Source organism: Streptomyces sp. NPDC055189 (genome assembly GCF_053606765.1).
In genome coordinates this window covers 1-18,472 of record NZ_JBSGSG010000088.1, presented here as the reverse complement: position 1 = coordinate 18,472, position 18,472 = coordinate 1, and the positions used below count along the sequence as shown (strand labels likewise).

Annotated in this window: 15 protein-coding genes; 9 read left to right on the top strand and 6 right to left on the bottom strand. The window is 70.9% G+C overall.

From position 1 onward, the window contains the following. Positions 1-159 precede the first annotated feature (159 nt). Complete coding sequence (locus tag ACWFR3_RS38415; RefSeq protein ID WP_453739337.1) at positions 160-1,785, bottom strand: flavin-containing monooxygenase; 1,626 nt, start codon at positions 1,783-1,785, stop codon at positions 160-162. Between the two features lie 69 nt (positions 1,786-1,854). Here ACWFR3_RS38415 and ACWFR3_RS38410 point away from each other — a divergent pair, with 69 nt between their 5' ends. From ACWFR3_RS38410 to ACWFR3_RS38400, 3 genes are all read left to right on the top strand, one after another. Further along, on the top strand, positions 1,855-2,880 hold the full coding sequence (locus tag ACWFR3_RS38410; RefSeq protein WP_453739336.1) for an AraC family transcriptional regulator ligand-binding domain-containing protein: 1,026 nt from the start codon (positions 1,855-1,857) through the stop codon (positions 2,878-2,880). A 135-nt stretch (positions 2,881-3,015) separates the two neighbouring features. Beyond that, positions 3,016-4,257 carry a cytochrome P450 gene (locus ACWFR3_RS38405; protein WP_453739335.1) on the top strand — a complete coding sequence of 414 codons (1,242 nt, stop codon included), beginning with the start codon at positions 3,016-3,018 and terminating at the stop codon, positions 4,255-4,257. Between the two features lie 9 nt (positions 4,258-4,266). Further along, positions 4,267-4,461, top strand: a complete 195-nt coding sequence (locus ACWFR3_RS38400) for a ferredoxin (RefSeq protein WP_453739334.1) — start codon at positions 4,267-4,269, stop codon at positions 4,459-4,461. Positions 4,462-4,487: 26 nt separating this feature from the next. Here the strand turns inward: ACWFR3_RS38400 and ACWFR3_RS38395 are convergent, their stop codons facing one another. After that, the gene (locus ACWFR3_RS38395; RefSeq protein ID WP_453739333.1) at positions 4,488-7,034 is read right to left on the bottom strand and encodes a polysaccharide lyase family 8 super-sandwich domain-containing protein; all 2,547 of its coding nucleotides are present in this window, start codon (positions 7,032-7,034) and stop codon (positions 4,488-4,490) included. 149 nt (positions 7,035-7,183) lie between these two features. On the opposite strand from ACWFR3_RS38395, the gene ACWFR3_RS38390 reads away from it, so the two are divergent. The 3 genes from ACWFR3_RS38390 to ACWFR3_RS38380 all read left to right on the top strand — a co-directional run bounded on the left by ACWFR3_RS38390 (position 7,184) and on the right by ACWFR3_RS38380 (position 10,710). Continuing rightward, complete coding sequence (locus tag ACWFR3_RS38390) at positions 7,184-7,783, top strand: chemotaxis protein CheB (protein ID WP_453739332.1); 600 nt, start codon at positions 7,184-7,186, stop codon at positions 7,781-7,783. 104 nt (positions 7,784-7,887) lie between these two features. Continuing rightward, on the top strand, positions 7,888-9,822 hold the full coding sequence (locus ACWFR3_RS38385; RefSeq protein ID WP_453739331.1) for a CheR family methyltransferase: 1,935 nt from the start codon (positions 7,888-7,890) through the stop codon (positions 9,820-9,822). A gap of 24 nt (positions 9,823-9,846) precedes the next feature. Further along, positions 9,847-10,710, top strand: coding sequence for a GAF and ANTAR domain-containing protein (locus ACWFR3_RS38380; RefSeq protein ID WP_453739330.1), 864 nt, complete (start codon positions 9,847-9,849; stop codon positions 10,708-10,710). A 59-nt stretch (positions 10,711-10,769) separates the two neighbouring features. Here the strand turns inward: ACWFR3_RS38380 and ACWFR3_RS38375 are convergent, their stop codons facing one another. Further along, positions 10,770-11,486, bottom strand: coding sequence for a pyridoxamine 5'-phosphate oxidase family protein (locus ACWFR3_RS38375; protein ID WP_453739329.1), 717 nt, complete (start codon positions 11,484-11,486; stop codon positions 10,770-10,772). A 186-nt stretch (positions 11,487-11,672) separates the two neighbouring features. Between ACWFR3_RS38375 and ACWFR3_RS38370 the strand changes: the two genes are divergently transcribed. Beyond that, complete coding sequence (locus ACWFR3_RS38370) at positions 11,673-14,555, top strand: glycoside hydrolase family 2 TIM barrel-domain containing protein (RefSeq protein WP_453739328.1); 2,883 nt, start codon at positions 11,673-11,675, stop codon at positions 14,553-14,555. Positions 14,556-14,568: 13 nt separating this feature from the next. Here ACWFR3_RS38370 and ACWFR3_RS38365 read toward each other — a convergent pair whose 3' ends face one another. Beyond that, positions 14,569-15,246, bottom strand: coding sequence for a DUF4389 domain-containing protein (locus ACWFR3_RS38365; protein ID WP_453739327.1), 678 nt, complete (start codon positions 15,244-15,246; stop codon positions 14,569-14,571). 134 nt (positions 15,247-15,380) lie between these two features. Between ACWFR3_RS38365 and ACWFR3_RS38360 the strand changes: the two genes are divergently transcribed. Continuing rightward, complete coding sequence (locus tag ACWFR3_RS38360; RefSeq protein WP_453739326.1) at positions 15,381-15,800, top strand: VOC family protein; 420 nt, start codon at positions 15,381-15,383, stop codon at positions 15,798-15,800. Here the strand turns inward: ACWFR3_RS38360 and ACWFR3_RS38355 are convergent. Together ACWFR3_RS38355 and ACWFR3_RS38350 are read right to left on the bottom strand one after the other, a co-directional pair. Continuing rightward, on the bottom strand, positions 15,781-16,500 hold the full coding sequence (locus tag ACWFR3_RS38355; protein WP_453739325.1) for a helix-turn-helix domain-containing protein: 720 nt from the start codon (positions 16,498-16,500) through the stop codon (positions 15,781-15,783). The two genes, ACWFR3_RS38360 and ACWFR3_RS38355, sit on opposite strands and share 20 nt — an antisense overlap. A gap of 26 nt (positions 16,501-16,526) precedes the next feature. Then, positions 16,527-17,462, bottom strand: a complete 936-nt coding sequence (locus ACWFR3_RS38350) for an AraC family transcriptional regulator (RefSeq protein ID WP_453739324.1) — start codon at positions 17,460-17,462, stop codon at positions 16,527-16,529. 81 nt (positions 17,463-17,543) lie between these two features. Between ACWFR3_RS38350 and ACWFR3_RS38345 the strand changes: the two genes are divergently transcribed. Beyond that, positions 17,544-18,392: an NmrA family NAD(P)-binding protein gene (locus ACWFR3_RS38345; RefSeq protein WP_453739323.1), complete on the top strand. Its 849-nt coding sequence runs from the start codon at positions 17,544-17,546 to the stop codon at positions 18,390-18,392. The last annotated feature ends 80 nt before the right edge of the window (positions 18,393-18,472 follow it).

The following is an 18,472-nucleotide window of genomic DNA, read 5'->3' as shown; positions in this document are numbered from 1 at the left end:
ACGGAGGTGGAATGAACGGACTTCTGGATGCGGGCAGCGCCCATCGCGACGACAGCCATCAGTCACACCTCCTGGATCACACTCAACCGGCACCGGCAGCCGAAACGGCCGCCGGAGGAACGGAAGCAACCCTAGCTCCGGGCCCGGACGGAGCGCCAACTATTTTCGCGCGGCGGTCACGGACTGCCCGGCAGCGGTCGCGGACTGCCCCGTGGCGGACTCGTCGGCCGCCTCCGCACGGGCCCGGCGCACCGCGGACACCGGAGTGGGCGCCAGCGTCTTGCGCAGGTTGGTGCGCATCGTCGACGCGGCGTCGAGCACGTAGTTCTGCCGGACCTTCCAGGGGCTGCGGTCGCCCTGCCGGGGGAAGGCGTCGATGGAGCGCTGGACGTATCCGGATGCCAGGTCGAGCAGCGGGCGTTCGTTGAGGGTGCTCGTCGGGCGCGGTTCCACCGCCGCGTAGTCGTGCTCGCGCATGTGGTTGAGCACCTTGCACACGAGGCGCGATGTGAGGTCGGCGCGCAGTGTCCAGGACGCGTTGGTGTAGCCGATGCAGACGGCGAAGTTGGGGACGCCCGTCATCATCGCGCCGCGCCACACGAACTGTTCGTTCAGCGCGACCGGCCGGCCGTCGACGCTCGGAGCGATGCCGCCGAAGGCGAGCAGTTGGAGTCCGGTGGCGGTCACGACCACGTCGGCCTCGATGACGCGCCCCGACTTCAGCCGGATGCCCTCGGGGACGAAGCGGTCGATGTGATCGGTGACGACCTCGGCCTCGCCCGTCTTCAGGACCTTGAAGAGGTCCGCGTCGGGCATCGCGCACAGCCGCTGGTCCCACGGGTCGTACGAGGGGGTGAAGTGGTCGGCGACCAGCCGGTCGTCCTTGACGATGCGCTTGTTGAGGCCGGTGAGCAGGCGCCGCGCGGCCTTGGGGCTGCGCCTGCAGAACTGGTAGAGGCCGATGGCGAAGAGGATGTTCTTCGTCCGCACGACCCGGTGGGCCGCGTTCGCGGGCAGGACGGCGCGGATGCCGTCGGCGAGTTTGTCGCGCGAGGGCAGCGAACCGATCCAGGTGGGGCTGCGCTGCAGCATGGTGACGTGCGCGGCGCTCCGCGCCATCGCGGGGACCAGCGTGACGGCGGTGGCGCCGCTGCCGATGACGATCACGCGCTTGCCCGTGTGGTCCAGGTCATCGGGCCAGAACTGCGGGTGCACGACCGTTCCGGTGAAGGAGTCGGCGCCTTCGAACTCGGGGGCGTGTCCCTGGTCGTAGTTGTAGTAGCCCGCGCAGGAGTAGAGGAAGTCGCAGGTGACGGTGGACCGGGTGCGGCTGCCGTGCTCGTCGGTGCGTTCGAGGGTCAGCGTCCAGCGCGCCGTCGCGGTCGACCAGTCGGCGCCGACGACCTTGGTGCCGTAGCGGATGCGGCGGTCGATGCCGAACTCCTCGGCCGTGTCCTTGATGTAGCTCAGGATGGACCGGCCGTCGGCGAGCACCTTCGAGCCGCGCCAGGGCTTGAAGGGGTAGCCGAGGGTGAACATGTCGGAGTCCGAGCGCACACCCGGGTAGCGGAAGAGGTCCCAGGTTCCGCCCATGGACTGGCGCGCCTCGACGATCGCGTACGAGCGCCCCGGGCACTCGGTCTGCAGCCGGTAGGCGGCCCCGACGCCGGAGAGCCCGGCGCCCACGATCACGACGTCGATGTGCTCGGCGGGAGCGCCGGTGGCGGTGGTGCCTGAGTCTGCGGAGTGCGTGTCTGCGGAGTGCGCGTCTGCGGAGTGCGTCATTCCTTCAGTGTCCGGAACCACACCCGGCAGGAATTGACCCGGGACGACAGATCTTTGACCCTGGACGACATGTCCGTGATCAGATCGGCGGGACTGCGCGGTTTCCGCGCCACGGTGGCGGAGCTCGGCGGTGACGCCGAGGCCTATGCCCGCCAGGCGGGCTGCCCCGCGGCGGCGCTCGACGCGGACGACCTCCTGGTGCCCGAGGAGGCGATGGCCACGGTACTGGAGCTGGCCGCGGACGATCTCGGCTGCCCGGATCTCGGCCTTCGCATCGCCGCACGGCAGGATCTGGGCATGCTCGGCGCCCTGGCGCTCGCCATTCAGAACTCCGAGACCCTCGGGGACGCGATGGAGTGCACCACGCGCTATCTGTTCGTGCACGCGCGATCGCTCAGCCTCAGCCTGGAGCCCGATCCGTACGGCACTCCGGGGGTCGGCGCCCTGCGCTACGGCGTGCGCGAGGGCGTCGAGGCGCCGCCCCAGGGCATCGACCTCTCCCTGGGGTTCATGCACCGGGCGATCCTCTATCTGGTCGGGCCCTACGGCCTCGGCTCGGTCGAGCTGCCGCATCCGCTGCTCGCTCCGCTGCCGGTGTACGAGGACTTCTTCGGCGTCCCCGTGAAGGCGGACCGGCCCGCCGCCCTGCTGCGGGTCCCGCTCAGCCTGGCCGACCGGCCGCTCGGCGGCGCCAACGCGCACCTGCGCCGCCTCGCGCTCGCGTACCTGGACGAGCAACTGCCCGCGGAGCGGACGGACATCGTCAGCGACGTGCGCGCGGTCGTCGGGCGGTCGCTCGGCACCTCGCCGCCCGGGATCGGCACGGTCGCCGGTCTCCTGAACCTCCACCCGCGGACCCTCCAGCGCCGGCTGCGCGCCACGGGCACGACGTTCGCCGAGGTCGTCGACGAGGAGCGCCGCGACGCCGCCCGCCGCTACCTCACCGAAACCGACCTGCCGCTCGGCCAGGTCGCCCTGCTCCTCGGCCTCTCCGAACAGTCGGCCCTCAACCGCTGCTGCCGCCGCTGGTGGGGAGCGACGCCGCGCGCGGTGCGCAGTGGAGCCCGGCCGGGGCCGCGGACGCGGGAAGGTTGAGCGGACGGTGCGATTCCGGCCAGAAACGGGCGCCGAAAGGGCCGCCATCTGGCTCATTGTGGAGTGGACCAAGTAGATGCCCCAGGCATCCAATGGGAGAGGTAAAGGGAGCCCCTCCGCTTGTGAGGTAAGTCCATGACGGAATCAGTCGCGTCCGAACCGATCTCGGCAGCCGCCTCCGAACCAGTCGCCTCCGACCCAGTCGCCTTCCCGCAGGACCGCACCTGCCCCTATCACCCGCCGACGGCGTACGAACCCCTCCGCGAGGCGCGGCCGCTCTCCCGGGTCCGGCTCTTCGACGGACGTTCCGTCTGGGTGGTCACCGGCCGGGGGACGGCCCGTGACCTGCTCATCGACCCGCGCCTGTCCACCGACCGGGAGAACGAGGCGTTCCCCGCGCCGACCGAGCGCTTCGCGAAGGTGCGCAACCGCCGCGTCGCCCTGCTCGGCGTCGACGACCCCGTGCACAACGCCCAGCGCCGGATGCTGATCCCCAGCTTCTCGGTCAAACGGATCGCCGCCCTGCGCCCGCGGATCCAGGAGACCGTCGACCGGCTCCTGGGCGCCATGGAGGCGAAGGGGTCACCGGCCGAGCTCGTCGAGGCGTTCGCGCTGCCGGTTCCGTCCATGGTGATCTGCGCCCTCCTGGGCGTGCCCTACGCCGACCACGAATTCTTCGAGGAGCAGTCCCGCCGGCTGCTGCGCGGCCCGCGCGCCGAGGACACCGAACGGGCGCGGGACGAACTGGACGCGTACTTCTACGCGTTGATCGAGCGCAAGCGCCGGGATCCTGGCGACGGGCTCCTGGACGAACTCATCCAGCGGCAGCTCTCCGAGGGTGCGCTCGACCGCGAGGAACTGGTCAGCCTGGCGACGATCCTGCTCGTCGCGGGGCACGAGACCACGGCGAACATGATCTCCCTCGGTACGTTCACGCTCCTGCAGCACCCGGAGCAGCTGGCCGAACTGCGCGCCGAGCAGGAGCTGATGCCCGCCGCGGTCGAGGAGCTGCTGCGCTTCCTGTCCATCGCGGACGGAATGCTGCGGGTGGCGAAGGAAGACATCGATGTCGCGGGCAGCACCATTCGCGCGGACGACGGCGTCATCTTCTCCACCTCCCTCATCAACCGCGACTCCACGGCCTACGAGACACCGGAGGAGCTGGACTTCCACCGCACCGACCGCCATCACCTCGCCTTCGGCTTCGGCATCCACCAGTGCCTGGGCCAGAACCTCGCCCGCGCCGAGATCGACATTGCCCTGCGGACGCTCTTCGGGCGGATGCCCCGGCTGCGCCTCGCGGTGCCCGCGCGGGAGATCCCTTTCAAACCCGGCGACACGATCCAGGGGATGCTCGAACTCCCCGTCACCTGGTAGGAGTCGATCATGCGTATCCATGTGGAACAGGAGCGGTGCGTGGGTGCGGGGATGTGCGCGCTCACCGCTCCGGGCGTCTTCACCCAGGACGACGACGGCTTCAGCGAGGTGCTCCCCGGCCGCGAGGACGGCGGCGGCGACCCCCTGGTGCGCGAGGCCGTGCGGGCCTGCCCGGTGCAGGCCGTCACCGTCGACGAGACCTGACCGGGCGGGGTCTCCCGCACAAGCGCCTAACCGCGCAGCGTCACCGTGAAGCTCCGTCCGTACGCGTGGCGGGTGTTGACGTCGATCCGGGTCCCGCCGCGGGCCCGGCTCACGCGCACTCCCTCGTCGGCCGTGACCTCCCGCAGGAAGCGGCCGCGGAGCAGCACGGTGATCCTGTCGCGGTCCATCGTCGGATCGGACACCGCCACGGTGACCGGGCCGCGCTTCTCGCGCCGCACGAGCACCGAGGCGGGACCCTCGATCCGCAGCCCTGCGACTTCGTGGCGCCCCGACGTGAAACTGTTCGCGGCGGTCAGGCCGAGGCCCGCGTGGCTGACGGCCTGCAAACGCACCGTGTTCGCCAGGACCTTCAGCGGCTGCCCGCCCCGGTACGCCCTCAGGCCCGCCTCGTCCGCGTTCGGCACCAGCGCGTAGGCCAGCGAGACGGGCTTGGCTCCGGCCGCCCGGTCCACGCTCACGCCGAGGACCCTGCGCGTCACCGCGGTGTCCGGGTTCGCGGTGCGCACGACACGGCGGCTGCGGGTGACCTCGTCCAGGGCGACCCGCACCTCCGGGGTGTCCAGGAAGACGTAGCCGACGGACGCCTGCCGCGTGGCGTTGGCCCAGCGCAGCCACCGCAGATCGCCCGTGCCCGCGCCGGTCCACGGGCGGCCGTCACGCAGCTCCCCCGTCACCGAGACCTGGTCGGCCGGGGCCGCGGTGCGCGCGTCGACCGTCGTCGTCACGGCACGCCCCGCACCGTCGCCCACCCCGGCGGCGAGCACCACGATCTCCTCGTCGAGCAGGAACCACGACTTCGTCGCCGTCGCACCCCGGTAGACCACGAAGTCGTCCGGCAGCAACTCACGGTCGCGGAAGGCGACATCGCTTGACTGCACGGCCCCGACGGCGCCGTACGCCCCGAGGACGGCACCCCCGGAGTGCCGGTTGGTGCCGCGCGGGAAGTAGACGTACTTGTTCTGCGACTCGGAGGAGGAGGTGAAGTTCAGGGGGTGGCCGGGGTTGTCGTAGAACGGCTTCCCGTAGAGCTCGGGGACGGTCCGGCGCTGCTCGACCGGCGCGGTGACGCCCGCGAGGCCGTACGGCGAGACCGTGGTGAAGTAGTCGACTCCGTACGCCTGCGTCTGGTCCTGCCCCGAGAGGTAGAGGTAGTACGCGCCGTCGCCCTGGAACCACGGCATGAGGTTCTCGCCGCTCATGTACTCGTACTTGCTGATCCGGTCGGAGTTGCGCGCGAGCGCGAAGGCATAGCCCTCCCTGCGGTGGACGTGCTTGTCCATGGCGTTGAAGGCGACGCTGCGCGAGGCGGGGTTCAGGTCGGCGGGCGGCACGGAGGCGTCGCCGATGATGTCGGCGTAGTGCACGATGCTGACCGGCGAGACGAAGCCCGCCGGGTTGAGCGCGGCGCGCGAGGTCGCCCTGATGTGCTTCACGTAGCTCTTCAGGGCGGTGGCGTCGGCGCCCGTGGAGAGGGACGAGAGGTCCACGACGGCCTCGACGACGACCCCCACGTCGGTGTAGCCGCTGTCGGGGCGCGACACCGCACGCCCCTTGACGATCTCCATCATCCAGCCCTCGAAGATGAGCGGCGCGAATCCGTCGCGCACCCACCTGCGCACCGTCGGCACCAGCTCCTCGCCGTGCGCGAAGCCCGTGCCGTCGAGGATCTTGAGTGTCTGCACGACCCTGGTGAGCAGGCCCTTCCCGTACGAGCCCGTGTAGGCGACGGAGGCGTGCTGTATGAACGAGCCGTCGGCGTAATAGCCGTCCGTCACGCCGTGCCGCAGGCGGTAGGGGTCGATGGTGACGAAGACCGTCAGCTGGTCGGTGAGGGCCTTGCGGATGCGGGCCTCACCGCCCGTGCCCACGAGCGCGCCCTGCAGGATGCGGTTGGTGGTGATGTCGGCGAGGTTGGCGCCGGTGTGGAAGCGCGAGTCGAGGTTCACGTCACCGTCGGTGCCGTTGCGCAGATAGGCGTCCATCGAGGCGACATAGGTGGCGATGAGGTCCGGCTTGTAGGTCCGCACCTCGTCCACGAGCAGGGCGAGGGTCTTGCTGACGTGCTGGGAGATGCCGATCTCCCAGTGGAACCAGTTGCCGTAGTAGCCCTTGGACTGATCTCCGTAGTAGCGCTCGTGCAGCCATCCGAGGCCGTCGATCACGCGGCGCTGCACGGCGGTGTCGCCGTAGAGGTCCGACGATGCGGGGCCGGGGGCGCGGGTCGCGAGGGCGATCTCGTACAGCCGCTTGAAGGCCGTGTTGAGGTTGGTCTCGTCCGTGCCGAGCACCAGGCCCGCGAAGAGCTCGCCCTCGCCCGCGTCGTCCATCGACTTCAGGTTCGTCCGTGCGGTCTTCTCGATCGCGGCGAGCTTGACGGCCGTCTCGGGGCGCGCGTTGGACCCGGTGGTCCCCGCGAAGATCCCCACGGTGTTGGCCAGGAGGCGGGCGCTGTCCGCCGCGGCACCGGCGGCGCTCACCGGCAGCGCGGGGATCACCGCCAGGAGACCGGCGGCCGACAGGGCGGACAACAGGCGTCTGCGGGTGATGTCCATGGCGACCTCCGCCGGTGAGTTGACGCTGCGGGCGTTCGTCCAGGCGTTCTGGCGGGCGGAGTAAACCAGACGCCCCGAGCCGCGACAAGGCAAAGTGCGCTCCCCTGCGCCGAGGTCCGACGGGCTCCGTAACGACTAGGCTCGACAGTGTGAGGTCGGAAGAGCACGCACCGGGGCCGTTCGCCATCGTGGCCGTCGCCTCGTCCGCCGGAGGCATCCAGGGTCTCGGCTCGATCCTGGGCGCGCTCAGCCCCGACCTGCCCGTTCCCGTGCTCGTGGTCCAGCATCTCGATCCCCGTCACCGCACGCTCCTCGCGGAGGTCCTCACCCGGCGCACGGAACTCACCGTGAAGCTGGCCCGGCATCAGGAGAGTGTCGAGCCGGGGACCGTGTATCTGGCGCCGCCCGACCGGCACCTCCTGGTGGGGCCGGAGGGCATCCTCACGCTGTCGAACAGTAAGCTCGTGCACTTCGTGCGCCCCTCCGCCGACCTGCTGTTCGAGTCGGTGGCCGGAGCGTACGGACCGCGGGCCATCGCCTGTGTGATCACCGGCACCGGCATGGACGGCGCGATGGGCGTGGAGGCGGTCAAGTCGCGGGGCGGCACCGTGATCGCCGAGGACCCGCAGAGTGCGCAGTTCGCGGGGATGCCCTCGGCTGCGGTGCAAACCGGAGCCGTGGATTTCGTGCTCCGTATCGAGGAAATCGCCGCGGCCATCCGCGGCCTTGTCGAGGACAAGAGGCAGTGATGGGTGAGTCGTCCGGCGCCGGGGCAGAGCAAGGCGCGGAACCGGGGGCGCAGGGGCGTCCGGAGCCGGTGAGTGAGGCGGATCAGGTGCGCGAAGCGGAACGGGTGAGTGAAGTAGAGCAGGAGCAGCAGACGGAGCGGGCGCGGGAGGGTGAGCCGGAGCGCGAGTCGCAGCCCGACGGGCTCGTCGACCAGGGCCTGGAGGATCTCCTCGCCTTCATCCGCGACGCGCGCGGCTTCGACTTCACCGGCTACAAACGCTCCACCCTCGGCCGTCGCATCCGCAAGCGGATGGGAGACGTCGGCACGCAGGGGTACGCGGACTACCGCGACCTCCTGGAGACCGACGCGGACGAGTTCCGTGCCCTGTTCAACACGATCCTGATCAATGTCACCTCCGTGTTCCGCGACCCGGACGCCTGGGGCCTCCTGCGGCGCGAGGTGCTGCCCGAACTGCTCGATGCCGTCGGCCCGACGTCGGAGATCCGGGTCTGGAGCGCGGGCTGCTCCAGCGGCGAGGAGGCCTACTCGCTGGCCATGATGCTCGCCGAGGCGATCGGCATCGAGGAGTGCGTGAACCGCGTCAAGATCTACGCCACGGACGTGGACGAGGAAGCGCTGCGTGACGCCCGCTCGGGCCAGTACCCCGCGAAGAACCTGGCGCCGCTCTCCAAGGAACTGCGCGACAAGTACTTCGAGCGCAACGGCACGCAGTACGCCTTTAGGACGGACCTGCGGCGCCGTGTCATCTTCGGCCGTCATGACATCACCCGTGACGCCCCGATCTCCCGTCTCGACCTGCTCGTCTGCCGCAACACGCTGATGTACTTCAACGTCGAGGCGCAGACCCAGATCCTGGACCGCTTCCACTTCGCCCTGCGCGAGGGGGGCTATCTCTTCCTCGGCAAGGCCGAGATGCTCCTGAACGACACCGAGCGCTTCGAGGCGATCAGTATCCGCCAGCGCGTCTTCCGCCGCCGCCCCGGCGGCAGCGCGCCGCCGTATCCCGCGACGACCCCGCTGAAGGCCAGGGCCAACGTGGCCCTGGAAAGGCAGCAGGCCACGCAGGCGGGACAGCTGCGTGACCTGGTCCTCGACTCGACCCCGGGGGCGAGCATCGCCCTGGATGCCAACGGAATCGTGATCCTGGTCAACCACGGGGCGCGCTCCCAGTTCGGCCTCACGCCCAACGACGTGGGCCGGCCCTTCCAGGACCTGGAGATCTCCTACCGGCCCGCCGAGCTCCGCTCCCTGATCGACCAGGCCATCTACGAACGCCGGCCGATGCACGTGCGCGGCGCCGAGCGCCGCCTCGGCAACGACCTGCAGTACTTCGACATCGACATCCAGCCGATCCTGGGCGGCCCCGGCGGGCCCGGTCTGCCGGTCGCCATCAACGTCACGTTCATGGACGTCACGCAGTCCACGCGCCTGAAGGCCGAGGTCAAGCGCGTGCGTGAGGACCTGGAGACGGCGTACGAGGAGCTCCAGTCGACGAACGAGGAGCTGGAGACCACCAACGAGGAACTCCAGTCGAGCATCGAGGAGCTGGAGACGACCAACGAGGAGCTCCAGTCCACGAACGAGGAGCTGGAGACCACCAACGAAGAGCTCCAGTCGGGCAATGAAGAGCTCGAGACGATGAACGACGAGATGCGGCTTCGCACCACGGACCTGGACGAGGCGCACGCCTTCCTGGAAGGCGTGGTGAGCAGCATCGCGGCGGGCGTGGTGGTGCTCTCCGCGGACATGCGCGCCAAGAACTGGAACAAGGGCGCCGTGGACCTGTGGGGACTGCGCCCGGACGAGGTGCTGGACGAGCAGTTCTTCGCCCTGGACTTCGGGCTGCCCACCGACCGCCTGCGCGACGTCATCCAGCAGTGCGTCGCGTCGGGCAAGCGGTCGGGCCCGGTGGTCATCCCCGCGGTGAACCGGATCGGTCGGAACATCGACTGTTCGGTCATCTGCTCTCCGTTCGACGGACACAACGGAGGCGTTGTCCTCCTGATGGAAGATGTCGCCGACTCCGGCGGCAGCTGACCCGATAAGTCGTAGGCTGGTGGGATGAGCGCCATGGAGGGCAGTTCGCCGGGGGCGGGCGGCCGGTCCGGCACCGCTTGGGCGCGTGCCGTCCGGGCCGGCGAACGCGCCGCGCAGGAGACGAGGAACGCGGAGCGCCATGAGCAGCTCTTCGCGGAGACCGGCCGCGAGTTCCATTCGGCGATGGCGCTGCGGCACCGCGCCGTCGCGGAGCGCCATCTCACCACGGCCCGCCTCCAGCAGGCGTACGCCCTCCGGTTGACGGAGACGGAGAACGGAGGCGATGACGTCCCTCCTCTCTTCATGGCGGGGGTCGCTGAGGCCTGCGGCACGGACAGTGCGGCGCTCACGCTCATCGGGGCCGATCTGAGCCAGCTCGCGGTCGCCGCGTCGGACCGGCCCTCGCGCGGCGCCCAGGATCTGGAGTACGTCCTGACCGCGGGCCCCGGCCGCGACGCCGCCCGTCACCGGCGGGCGGTGTACGCGTCGGGCGCTTCCCTGGAGAGGCGCTGGCCGGGTTACGGCTCCGGCCTCGCCGCCCTCGGCCTGCGTTCGGTCGCGGCGCTGCCGCTGAACGTGTTGTCGGACTGCATAGGGGTGCTCACCGTCTTCGACCCCCCGCCGGCTCTCGCCAGGGCGGGAAAATTCCGCGAGATCGCCGCCGCGCTTGCGGACGGAGTACTGATAGGGCCCGACGCGGATCCCGGGCTCTACGGCGGCGCGGACATGCGTGCCGAGGTCCACCAGGCCTCCGGCATGCTGTCCGAGCAGGCGGGCAGTTCGGTCGGTGACGCCCTCGCGCTGATCAAGGCGCGGGCGTTCGCCATGGGGGTGCCGCTCGAAACAGTGGCCCGCCGTGTCCTCTCGGGGGACCTGAAGCTCCAGTAGGGTGCGGCGCCACCGGCGCCGTGCGGCCCTGACCCGGCTCAGCCGTGCCGCGTCCCGGCTCAGCCCTGCCGCGTCCCGGAGCGCGCGGCGATGTGCGGCGGTACCGCGATGCCGGGCGGGAGCAGCGGGTCGGCGACGGGGGTGCCCCAACCGGCGGTCAGGGGAAGGTTTCCGGCCCAGATGCCCAGAGCGGCGTCCGGGCCCTCGCCGTCGTCCGGCGGGCCCGCGCTGATCTTGACCGACGCCTCCTCCAGGGAGAGGGCGAGCAGCGTCGTCGCGGCGAGTTCCTTGCGCCCGGGGCGCCGGGCGTAGTCCCACTGGCCGGGGGTCGCGTGCTCGGTGAGCAGGCGCAGGCCCGTCAGCTTCTCGTCCGGGTCCGTGACCTTGCGCGGGACGCCGTGGATCATCGCGCTGCGGTAGTTGACGCCGTGCTCGAAGACCGAGCGGGCCAGGATCAGGCCGTCCACGTGGGTGACGGTGACGCAGATCGTCGCGGCGGGGTCGGCGGCCAGGCTGCGGCTGGCGACCGAGCCGTGCAGATACAGCCGGGTGTCGTCACGGCCGTAGACGGTGGGCAGCACCCGGGGGTGTCCGTCGACGACGACGCCCAGGTGGCAGATGAACCCCGCGTCCAGGATCGCTTCGAGGTCGGCGCGCTCCAGGCTGCCCTGCTCGCGCAGGCGGCTGTGGCGGGTGCGGTCGGTCTGCGGGAGCGTGGCGGGCAGGGGCGGGGACGACGGAACGGGCTGTCGCTTCTGCTGCTGGTCGGTGGTCACGCCTCCGCAAGCTACCGATATCGCGCCTGATGCGCCATCCCCCGACGGATAACATCCGGCGAGGCGGAGAGGTACGACGAAATCCGCACCCCGCGCACCATTCGTCCAACTCCGCCGCAGAGAATCCAACAACCCCCGCCGTGCGAGTGTTGTGACGTCCCGGCTCCCCGCTGTCTGATGGAGGCCATGGAGCTCCCCTACTTTGAGGACGTATCCCCCGGCACCGGCAGCCTCCCGCCCCGCGCGTGGTACGCGCGATCGGATGCCGTCTCCCTCTCCCTGAACGGCAGTTGGCGCTTCCGGCTCTCCCCCGCCGCCGACACCGCCGACGACTCCTTCGCCTCGGACGGCTATGACGCCGGGGGGTGGGACACCGTGGCGGTACCCGGCCACTGGGTGTTGCAGGGGCACGGCGCGCCCGTCTACACGAACATGGTCTACCCCTTCCCGGTCGACCCGCCCCGCGTGCCGACCGAGAACCCGACCGGCGACCACCTGCGCACCTTCGACCTGCCGGACGACTGGCCCGCGACCGGCGGCGGCACACTGCGCTTCGACGGCGTCGAGTCCTGCGCCCGCGTCTGGCTGAACGGCACGGAGCTCGGCGAGTTCAAGGGCTCACGCCTCCCGCACGAGTTCGCGGTCGGCCACCTGCTGAGGCCGTCGGGCAACGTCCTCGCGGTCCGCGTCCACCAGTGGTCGTCCGGTTCCTACCTGGAGGACCAGGACCAGTGGTGGCTGCCGGGCATCTTCCGCGACGTGACCCTGCTGCACCGCCCCGAGGGCTGCGTGCCCGACTTCTTCACGCACGCCTCGTACGACCACCGGGCCGGGACCGGGACACTGCGGGTCGAATCGGACGTGGACGGCCGGGTGACCGTGCCCGAGCTCGGGGTCGATGTCGCCACGGGTGAGTCCGTGACGGTGCCCGTCGAGCCCTGGACCGCCGAGACGCCACGCCTGTACGACGGGGTCCTGGCCACGGCGGGCGAGCGCGTCCCGCTGCGGATCGGCTTCCGTACGGTGGCCGTCGAGGACGGGCTCATCAAGGTCAACGGCCGCCGGATCCTGTTCCGCGGCGTGAACCGGCACGAGTTCCATCCGCGGACGGGCCGCGCTCTCGACCCCGCCACCATGCGTACCGACGTCCTCCTGATGAAGCAGTACAACATCAACGCGGTCCGCACCAGCCACTATCCGCCGCACCCCGCCTTCCTCGACCTCTGCGACGAGCTGGGCCTGTGGGTCATCGACGAGTGCGACCTGGAGACCCACGGCTTCACCGAGCAGGAGTGGCGCGACAACCCGGTCGACGACGACCGCTGGACGCCCGCGCTCCTGGACCGCGCGGCCCGCATGGTCGAGCGCGACAAGAACCACGCCTCGGTGATCATCTGGTCGCTTGGCAACGAGTGCGGGACGGGCCGGGGCCTGGCCGCCATGGCCGGCTGGATCCGCGCACGGGACACCGGCCGCCTCATCCACTACGAGGGCGACCCGTCCTGCGCGTACACCGACATGTACTCGCGCATGTACGCCGACCACCCCGAGGTCGAGCGCATCGGCCGGCGCGAGGACACGGGCGGACCGCAGGCACGCCGCCAACTCCCCTTCATCCTTTGCGAGTACGGGCACGCGATGGGCAACGGCCCCGGCGGCCTGAGCGAGTACCAGGAGCTGTTCGAGGCGCACGAGCGCAACCAGGGCGGCTTCATCTGGGAGTGGATCGACCACGGCATCGAGCACCCGGAGCTCGGGTATGCCTACGGCGGCGACTTCGGCGAGGAACTGCACGACGGGAACTTCGTCTGCGACGGCCTGGTCTTCCCCGACCGGATGCCGTCACCGGGGCTCGACACGTACAAGCGGGTCATCCAGCCGGTGCGTTTCGCGTACGACAAGGGCGCGGGGACGGTCAGGGTCACCAATCTGCACGACTTCGCGGACCTGTCCCACCTGTCCTTCGAATGGGTGTACCTCAGCGATGACGAAGCGGCGTACGAGGCAGGAGACCTGCCCGTGCCGCCGGAGCTCGGACCCGGCGAGTCCGTCGAACTGAAGCTCCCGGACCCGCCGCCCGCGAGCCGCGACGCCGAGACCTTCCTGCACCTCTCGGCCCTGGTGGGCGTCGAGACGAACTGGACCAAGCTGGATCACGGCGTCGCGCGAGCCGAGTTCGCCGTCACACCGCGTCCCGCCGTCCACGCCGCTTCCGGTGAACAGCCTGTGCGCGAAGGCGACTTCATCACCCTGGGCCCCGGCACCTTCGACGCCCGCACCGGCGAGCTGCACACGCTGAGCGGCATCCCCCTTTCCGGCGCTCCGCGCCTGGACATCTGGCGGGCGCCCACCGACAACGACAACGGGGCGTCCTGGCAGGGCGGGCGGCGCAACGGCCTGCTGTGGCGCGAGCTCGGCCTGCACCGGATGCAACACCGCCTCGATGCCGTCGAGTTGACCGACGACGCACTCACCGTCCGCACCCGCGTCGCGCCCGCCTCGCGCAACATCGGCCTGCGTACCGTCTACCGCTGGACGTCCGACGCCACCGGGCTGCGCCTGACGGTGTCCGTGCGGCCCGAGGGCGAGTGGACGGTGCCGCTGCCCCGGCTCGGCATCCGGCTCGGACTGCCGGCCGCGTACGGGCACGCGTACTGGTTCGGCGGCGGGCACGGTGAGGCCTATCCGGACACGGCGGCGTCGTCCCGCATCGGCACCTGGAACGAGCACGTCGACCGGATGCAGACCCCGTACGTGCGCCCCCAGGAGAACGGCGCTCGCGCGGACGTCCGCTGGGCCGAGCTGCGGGCGGGATTCACCGGCGAAGGGGTGCGGGTGGTCGGGGACCCCGCCTTCTGGTTCACCGCACGGCGCTGGACCACCGAGCAGCTGGACGCGGCGACGCACCGCACGGACCTCACCCCCGGCGAGACGGTGTGGGTCCATCTCGACCACGGCCAGCAGGGCATCGGCTCACAGTCCTGCGGCCCCGGGGTCCTGCCGCGGTACGAACTCCACGCCGCTCCGGCGGAGTTCTCCCTCACCTTCTCGCGCCGGGAGGCCGACTGACGGGCCTGGCCGGTCAGACGAGGGGTTCGCGCTCGCCCTGGTCGAGCCTGTACGGCGGATAGACGTCCGTGAGCAGCAGGCCGTAGGCCAGGACGCGCGCGACCCAGCGGTGCAGGCCCATGTTGAGGTCGTACATGCCACGGGGGTAGCGGCCGGTGAAGAGCAGGGTGACGCCCGCGTAGAAGGCGAGGAGTCCGGTGAGGCCGCCGTTGAAGCGGTAGCCGCCCGCCATCAGCGCGGCCACGATGAGCTGCGGAACGACAAGGAGCCAGCTCTTGACGAGGACGAGTCCACGGGAGAGGTGCTCGGGGTAGGCGATGTCCAGGTGGGCCGGGTAGTCGGCGACGTCGGCCAGGGCGAAGGGCGGATAGCGGTCGGTGGCAAGCGATCCGTACGCGTAGTACTCGACGCGCCAACTCCAGCGCAGCACACCGACGTTGTAGTCGAAGAGGAGCCGTGGATAGCGGCCGGTGAACAGGACCGCGAAGAACGCGACGAAGGTGATGAGCACGAAGCCGATCCACAGGAAGAGCAGGACGACGTAGTGCGGGATCGCGAGCAGCCATTTCACCAGCCAGAGCCAGCGGGAAAGGCCGGTGTCGTACTGCCCCTCCAGAATGACCGGACTGACCGGACTGACCGGGTGTTTGCCGAGCGAGGCCGGCGTGGTCGGCGTGGGCGTGGCGGACATGGCGGTCAACTCCCCTCGTCCCCGTGCTTGCCCTTTATGCCCACATGTACGACTGTGCGCGGGCGGCGGCAAGGAGTGGCGCGGCGTCCGTTTTCTTCAAGACGGGCCGGGGGCGACTGCCTACGCTCGGCAGCATGAACACGAACATCACACCCCGCTTCGATCTCATCGGCCTGGTCGTCTCCGACATGGCGGCGACCCTCGCCTTCTACCGCCGCCTCGGCCTGGAATTTCCCGCGGGTTCCGAGGACCAGCCGCACGTCGAGGCGGCGCTCCCCGGCGGTCTGCGCATCGCCTTCGACACGGAGGCGACCATCCGCTCCTTCGTCGAGAACTGGGAGCCGCCGCAGAGCCCGGGACGCATCGGGATCGCGTTCCACTGCGAAACCCCGGCGGGCGTGGACGCGGCGTACGAAGAGCTGGTCGGCGCCGGTTACCACGGTGAGCTCAAGCCGTGGGACGCCTTCTGGGGCCAGCGGTACGCCTCTGTCCTCGACCCCGACGGGAACGGCGTGGACCTGTTCGCGCCGCTGTCTAAGCCTGCCGGGGGCTGAGCAGCTCGCCCAGCGGCATCCCCGTCAGTTCCTTGACGTCACGTGCCAGATGGGCCTGGTCGGCGAAGCCCGCGACGGCCGCGGTCTCCGCGTAGGCAAGACCTCCCCTGGCCAGGGCCAGTGCGCGCTGCAGGCGCAGGACACGGGCCAGCGTCTTGGGTCCGTAGCCGAACGCGGCGAGTGAACGCCGGTGCAGGAGGCGGGCGTTGATGCCTGCCTCCTCGGCTGTCGCCGCGATGGACCGCCCCGCGTCCAGGGCTTGCACGACGTGCGCGAGCAGCGGGTCGGGAGGCTCGCTCTCGCCCGCGCGTGCGAGGGCGACGGACTCCAGGACGGCTGCCGGATCGCGGGCGGCGTCCATGCGCTCGGTCAGCCGGCGGGCCTCGGCGGACGGCCACAGGTCGGCCAGGTCGACGCGCCGGTCGCGGAGTTCATGGGCGGGCACGCCGAGGAAGGCGGGTGCGGTGCCCGGGTAGAAGCGCATCCCCACATACCGGGCGGCGACCCCGGGCTCCGGGCGGTACGCGCGGGTGTCGGCGCCCGCCACCATGAGCCTGCCCCCGGTCCACAGGAGGTCCATGCAGCCGTCGGGCAGGACGGGGTAGACGGGTCCTGCCGCACCGCCGCCGGTACGGGTCCACAGCACCGCGCCCGCGACACGGGACGGCCGCTCCGCGTACTCGACGGCTTCGTACGACACGCCTTCCAGGCTACGCCGCCCGGCGGTCACGCGACCCGCGAGCGGTGCTCCTGCGGGCTGACCCCGTACACCCGCTTGAAGGCGCTGGACAGGGCGAACGCGCTGCCGTACCCGACGCGGCGCGCGATCGCGGCAATGGTCTGGCCGCTGTCCCGCAGCAGGTCGGCGGCGAGCGCGAGCCGCCAGCCCGTCAGGTACGCCATCGGCGGCTCGCCCACGAGTTCCGTGAACCGCCGGGCGAGCGCGGCCCGCGAGACGCCCGCCTTCGCGGCGAGCCCGGCGATCGTCCAGGGGTGCGCGGGGTCGTCCTGGAGCAGCCGGATCGCCTGTCCGACGACCGGGTCCCCCATCGCCCGGTACCAGGCGGGGGCCTCAGCCTCCGGCCTGGAGAACCAGGCGCGCAGCGTGGCGATCATCAGCAGGTCGAGCAGCCGGTCGAGCACGACGTCCTGTCCCGGCTCGTCCTTGGCGATCTCGTCGGCGAGCAGCGGGGTGAGCGGGCAGTCCCACACCTCGGTGGGCAGGACCAGGAGCGGGGGCAGCGCGTCCAGGAGCCGCCCGGTGATCTCGCCGTGCGCCTGATAGGTGCCGATCAGCATCTCGGCGCGGCCGTCGAGCGATTCGCCCCAGGTGCGCAGGCCGAGGTCCTGGTACTGACCGATCGGGGTGCCGTCCAGGGGCACGCAGCGCTGGCCGGGGAGGATCTCGGCGCGGGGCGCCGTGTCCTGCTCGTCGGCGACGGTGTAGTGGTCGGGGCCGCGGGCGACGGCGACGTCTCCGGGACGGATCAGCTGGGGTTCGCCGCTGTCGGGCACGATCCAGGCGGTGCCGCGCACCATGATCATGACCGAGAGGGGTGCTTCGTCCGCGATACGGACGGACCAGGGCGGGTCGAAACACGCGCGGATCATGAACGCTCCCCGCGCGCGGGGGCCCTCCAGCAAGCCTGCGAGTACGTCCATGCCGGAAGAGTAGACGCACGCGTATGGGGGTGAGTCCCTGGCGGATGGTTCCTTGTGGCGGGCGGCAGTTGACTGGGACGCATGACAGAGAACGCGTCGCGGACGCAGAAGATGACAGTGCTGGTGACGGGTGCTTCCGGCAAGACCGGGCGCCGGGTCGCGGAGGCCGCGCAGGCGGCGGGACACACGGTGCGGGCCGCTTCGCGGTCGGGGGCGGTGAAGTTCGACTGGTACGACCCCTCGACCTGGGAGGACGCCCTTCGCGGCGCGGACGCCGCCTACCTCGCCTATCAGCCGGACGTCGGCGCGCCCGGCGCGGGCGAGGCGGTGGGCGCGCTGGCCCGGCAGGCGGTGGCGCTCGGGGTGCGGCGGCTCGTGCTCCTGTCCGCCCGGGGCGAGGACCAGGCGGAGCCTGCCGAGCGGGCGCTGCGGGAGTCCGGGGCGGACTGGACCGTCGTACGGGCGAGTTGGTTCGCCCAGAACCTGAGCGAGGGCCCGCTGCTCGAAGGCATGCGGGCCGGTGAACTGGTCTTCCCTGCCGGGGAGGTGCTCGAACCGTTCATCGACTCGCGGGACATCGGGGACGTGGTGGTGGCGGTCCTGCGCCCCGGCTCGGGTTACGCGGGGCGGGTCGTGGAGGTCTCGGGTCCGCGGCTGCTGTCGTTCCGCGACGCGGTGGCCGAAGTCTCGGCGGCTGCGGGGCGTGAGATCCGGTACGTTCCCGTCTCCGCCCGGGAGTACGGGGCCGCGCTCGCGGAGTTCGGGGTGCCGGCGGAGGAGAGGGAGTTCCTGGTCGAACTCTTCGAGACGAATCTGGACGGGCGCAACGCGTATCTCTCCGAGGGGGTGCGGGAGGTTCTGGGGCGGGCGGCGCGGGATTTCGGTGAGTTCGCCAGGGAGCATGCCGAGGCCGGCGTCTGGAAAGCGTGATCTTTCCCCAACCCCGCCCCTTCCCGAAAACCCGCTGCGCGGGGGCGTCCTCAATCGCCGGACGGCTGAAAGATTCAGCC

Excerpts from the sequence above, each read along its gene's own strand:
- ACWFR3_RS38400 (WP_453739334.1), top strand. The coding sequence starts at position 4,267 with ATGCGTATCCATGTGGAACAGGAGCGGTGCGTGGGTGCGGGGATGTGC.
- ACWFR3_RS38380 (WP_453739330.1), top strand. The coding sequence starts at position 9,847 with ATGAGCGCCATGGAGGGCAGTTCGCCGGGGGCGGGCGGCCGGTCCGGC.
- ACWFR3_RS38370 (WP_453739328.1), top strand. The coding sequence starts at position 11,673 with ATGGAGCTCCCCTACTTTGAGGACGTATCCCCCGGCACCGGCAGCCTC.
- ACWFR3_RS38405 (WP_453739335.1), top strand. The coding sequence starts at position 3,016 with ATGACGGAATCAGTCGCGTCCGAACCGATCTCGGCAGCCGCCTCCGAA.
- ACWFR3_RS38360 (WP_453739326.1), top strand. The coding sequence starts at position 15,381 with ATGAACACGAACATCACACCCCGCTTCGATCTCATCGGCCTGGTCGTC.
- ACWFR3_RS38410 (WP_453739336.1), top strand. The coding sequence starts at position 1,855 with ATGTCCGTGATCAGATCGGCGGGACTGCGCGGTTTCCGCGCCACGGTG.
- ACWFR3_RS38395 (WP_453739333.1), bottom strand. The coding sequence starts at position 7,034 with ATGGACATCACCCGCAGACGCCTGTTGTCCGCCCTGTCGGCCGCCGGT.
- ACWFR3_RS38345 (WP_453739323.1), top strand. The coding sequence starts at position 17,544 with ATGACAGAGAACGCGTCGCGGACGCAGAAGATGACAGTGCTGGTGACG.
- ACWFR3_RS38350 (WP_453739324.1), bottom strand. The coding sequence starts at position 17,462 with ATGGACGTACTCGCAGGCTTGCTGGAGGGCCCCCGCGCGCGGGGAGCG.
- ACWFR3_RS38415 (WP_453739337.1), bottom strand. The coding sequence starts at position 1,785 with ATGACGCACTCCGCAGACGCGCACTCCGCAGACACGCACTCCGCAGAC.
- ACWFR3_RS38365 (WP_453739327.1), bottom strand. The coding sequence starts at position 15,246 with ATGTCCGCCACGCCCACGCCGACCACGCCGGCCTCGCTCGGCAAACAC.